This window comes from Lacisediminimonas sp. (genome assembly GCF_030645335.1).
GTDB lineage: Bacteria > Pseudomonadota > Gammaproteobacteria > Burkholderiales > Burkholderiaceae_D > Lacisediminimonas.
Genome location: NZ_JAUSNH010000234.1, coordinates 1 through 4,007, shown reverse-complemented (window position 1 = coordinate 4,007; position 4,007 = coordinate 1). Strand labels below are relative to the sequence as shown.

The 4,007-nt window shown below is 62.0% G+C and carries 3 protein-coding genes; all 3 read left to right on the top strand.

Annotation, left to right across the window (positions count from 1 at the left end; genetic code table 11):
- Positions 1 to 87: 87 nt before the first annotated feature.
- Positions 88 to 945 carry an ABC transporter ATP-binding protein gene (locus Q7T64_RS16030; RefSeq protein ID WP_304797768.1) on the top strand — a complete coding sequence of 286 codons (858 nt, stop codon included), beginning with the start codon at positions 88 to 90 and terminating at the stop codon, positions 943 to 945.
- Between the two features lie 70 nt (positions 946 to 1,015).
- Positions 1,016 to 3,466 carry an FAD-dependent oxidoreductase gene (locus tag Q7T64_RS16025; RefSeq protein WP_304797766.1) on the top strand — a complete coding sequence of 817 codons (2,451 nt, stop codon included), beginning with the start codon at positions 1,016 to 1,018 and terminating at the stop codon, positions 3,464 to 3,466.
- A gap of 38 nt (positions 3,467 to 3,504) precedes the next feature.
- Positions 3,505 to 4,007, top strand: a 503-nt coding sequence (locus tag Q7T64_RS16020) for a helix-turn-helix domain-containing protein (protein ID WP_304797764.1), incomplete at its 3' end; no start/stop codon positions are given.

The following is a 4,007-nucleotide window of genomic DNA, read 5'->3' as shown; positions in this document are numbered from 1 at the left end:
GCTGATCACCTGCATGATCACGATGCCAGCCGGTATAGCCGGCACCTCGGCGTCGCTGGCAAGCCGGCTGTGGGCGAAGGTGAAGAAATGAACAATAGCGTCAGTAGCAGCACCAGCACTGCCCCGGTCATTCTCGAACTGAAGAATGTCACGCGCCGCTTTGGCGGACTGATCGCCGTCAACGACGTCAGCATGGTCGTGCGGACCGGCACCATCCACGGGCTGATCGGGCCCAACGGCGCCGGAAAAAGTACCGCGTTCGACCTGATTTCCGGCCTGACCGCACTGTCCTCCGGCAGCGTGTCATTCAATGGCCGCGACATCACCAGGTTGCCGGTCGATGCCCGGGTTGCCGCAGGCATTTGCCGCACCTTCCAGACTTCGCGGCTGTTTGAAAAAATGACGGCGCTGGAAGTGGTGATGACCGGCTGCCACCTGCACGGCAGCACCGGCATCCTGGGCAGCATGTTTTCAATCGGCGGCAAGATGCGCGACGAAATGCAGATGGCGGCGCGCGCGCGGGCATTGCTGGAAACCGTGGGTTTGGGTGACCAGACAGAAACCCCGGTGGTCGGCATGTCCTACGGCAAGCGCAGGCTGGTCGAGATCGCCCGTGCGCTGGCGACCGGCCCCAGGCTGCTGCTGCTCGATGAAGTCGCCTCCGGCCTGAATCCGGTGGAGACCGAAGCGGTCGGCCTGTTGATCCGCAAGCTCGCCAGCGATGGCCTGACGATTGTCGTGGTCGAGCACGACATGCGCTTCGTGATGGGCCTGTGCGAACAGATCACGGTCCTGAATTTTGGCGCCAATATCGCCAACGGCACACCGGCCGACATCGTATCGAACCAGGAAGTGATCGAGGCTTATCTCGGTCGTCCGCGGATGAATGCCGTGCCACGGCGGGAATTGCGCCGGCAAGCGGCAAGCACGGCGCAACCGAACTGAAGCATCACCTGCACAGACACAGCTGCAGGTCCCGAACTATCGTTGATGGGTAAATGGAGAAAGCAAGATAATGAGCACCGTGATTCCAGATCGTGTCGATGTCATCATCATCGGAGGCGGTATTGTTGGCTGTTCCATCGCCTATCACCTCACGAAGCTGGGCATTACCGATGTGTTGCTGCTGGAGCGGCGCCAGCTGACCTGCGGCACCACCTGGCATGCGGCCGGGCTGATCGGGCAGTTGCGCGCCAACCGGCAGATGACGGAACTGGCAAAGTACACCTCCGAGCTGCTGTATGAACTGGAGCGGGAAACCGGCCAGGCCACCGGCTTCAAGCAGAATGGATCGATCTCGCTGGCCCTGAATCCAGAGCGCATGGAAGAGTTGAAGCGCGGCGCGTCGATGGCCAAGAATTTCGGGCTCGATGTGCAAGTGATCGGCCCGTCGGACATCAAGAAATTGTGGCCGCTGCTCAATTGCGACGACGTTGTCGGCGGCGTGTTCCTGCCCGGCGACGGCCAGGCCAACCCGACCGACATCACCCAGGCCTATGCAAAAGGCGCACGTTCGCGCGGCGCAAAAATCCGCGAGAACATGAAGGTTGAAAAAATCCTGGTCGAGAATGGCCGGGCTGTTGGCGTGCAGACCGCCGAAGGCGTGATCCGCGCCAACACGGTGGTGCTGGCCGCCGGCATGTGGTCGCGCGAACTGGCCGCGCCGATTGGTGTGTCCATCCCGCTGCATGCCGCCGAACATTTTTATATCGTCACCGAAAGCATCAGCGGCTTGCCGGGCAACCTGCCAGTGCTGCGCGTGCCCGACGAATGCGCCTACTACAAGGAAGACGCCGGCAAGATACTGCTTGGCGCTTTCGAGCCAGTGGCCAAGCCGTGGGGCATGAAGGGCATCCGGGAAGATTTCTTTTTCGATACCTTGCCGGATGATTTCGATCACTTCCAGCCGATCCTGGAAGATGGCGCACGCCGCGTGCCGATCCTGGAAAACACCGGCATCAAGACTTTCTTCAACGGTCCGGAAAGCTTCACCCCCGACGACCGCTACCTGCTCGGCGAAACCGCCGAAGTGCCGGACCTGTTCGTCGCCTGCGGCTTCAATTCGATTGGCATCCAGAGTTCAGGTGGGGCCGGCAAGGCGTTGGCGCAGTGGATCCATGACCGCCGGCCACCGGTGGACCTGGCCGATGTCGACGTGCGCCGCATGCATCCGTTCCAGAGCACCAAGGCTTACCTGCATGACCGCACGGTGGAGACACTGGGCTTGCTGTATGCCATGCACTGGCCGTTCCGCCAGGTAGAGACTGCGCGCCATGTGCGCCGCTCGCCTTTCCATGAGCGCTTGCTGGCCAAGGGCGCGGTCATGGGCGAAGTGGCCGGATGGGAGCGTCCCAACTGGTACGCACCGGCCGGCGTCGAACCCAAGTATCAATATAGCTGGGGCCGCCAGAACTGGTTCGAGCATACCGGTGCGGAATGCCGCGCCGCGCGCGATGCGGTCGTACTGTTCGATCAGACCTCGTTTGCCAAATTCATGGTGCAGGGGCGCGACGCCTGCAAGATATTGAATCGCATTTCCGTGGCGCAAATGGATGTCGCGCCCGGCAAGCTGGTCTATACGCAATGGCTCAACGAGCAGGGCGGCATTGAGGCCGACCTGACCATCACGCGCTTGCGCGAGGATGCGTTCATGGTGGTGACGGCCGGCGCCACCCAGATCCGCGACTTTTCCTGGCTCACGCGTCACATACCCGCAGATGCGCACTGCATCGCCACCGACGTCACGTCGGGCATGCCCATGCTCGGGCTGATGGGGCCAATGTCGCGCCAGTTGCTGGAAGCCGTGTCCGGCGAGTCGCTCTCCAATGAGGCTTTCCCGTTCGCCACCTCGCGCGAGATCGAGATCGGTTACGCACGGGTGCGCGCAAGCCGCATCACTTACGTTGGCGAGCTGGGTTGGGAGTTGTACATACCGGCCGAGTTTTCCGCTTATGTGTTCGACAAGCTGATGGAGGCCGGTGCGCCGTTCGGCCTGCAGCTTGCCGGCTACCACGCCATGAACAGCTGCCGCATGGAAAAAGCGTATCGCCACTGGGGACATGACATTGCGATCGAAGACACGCCGCTGGAAGCTGGCCTGGGTTTCTGTGTCGCCTGGGACAAGCCGGCCGGTTTCATCGGCCAGGCGGTGCTGCAGTCGCAGCGCGAGCGGGGCACATTGAACAAGCGGCTGGTACAGTTCAAACTGGAAGATCCGCAGCAGTTGCTGTACCACGAGGAGCCGATCTGGCTGGGCGACAAGATTGTCGGCTCGGTCACGTCCGGCATGTATGGCCACCGACTGGAAGCGTCGCTCGGGATGGGGTATGTGAACAACCCGGACGGCGTGACGCGGGAGTGGCTGGAACAGTGCAAGTTTGAAATTGAAGTGGCATGGAAGCGTGTGCCTGCCGTTGCCAGCCTGACGCCGTTCTACGATCCGAAGAGCCTGAGGGTGAAAAGCTGAACATGGCCGCCGCCGATGCGCACCATTTGAACCAGGCAATGAGCCACGCGAACGACGCTAGTGAAGCGAACACCGTGAACCAGGCTGTGCCGGAATTCGATCCGCACACGCTGGGTGAGGAAATTCGCAAGCTGCGCAAGGCGCGCGGCAAATCCCTGGCCGAGCTTGCGCTGGCGATCGGGCGCTCCATCAGTTTTGTCAGCCAGGTCGAGCGGGCCGGCGCGATTCCCTCGATTGCCGATTTGCGCGCCATTGCGATCGCCCTGGGTGTGCCGCTGGGCTGGTTCTTCCTTTCCGAGCAAACGCCGGCCAATGAACGCGGCGTCGTCGTGCGCGCCGCCAGCCGCCGTCGCCTGGGTACGATCACGGACGGACTGGTCGAGGAACTGCTTTCGCCCAGCATCGGCGGTTCATTCGAAGTTTTTCTCAGTACTTTTGCGCCTGGCGCCGGCATGACCGAGCCGACCACGCGGGATACGGAGGAAGAGGGCTACCTGGTCAAGGGCAAGCTGGAGATCCGGATCGGAGAGCGTCATTACCA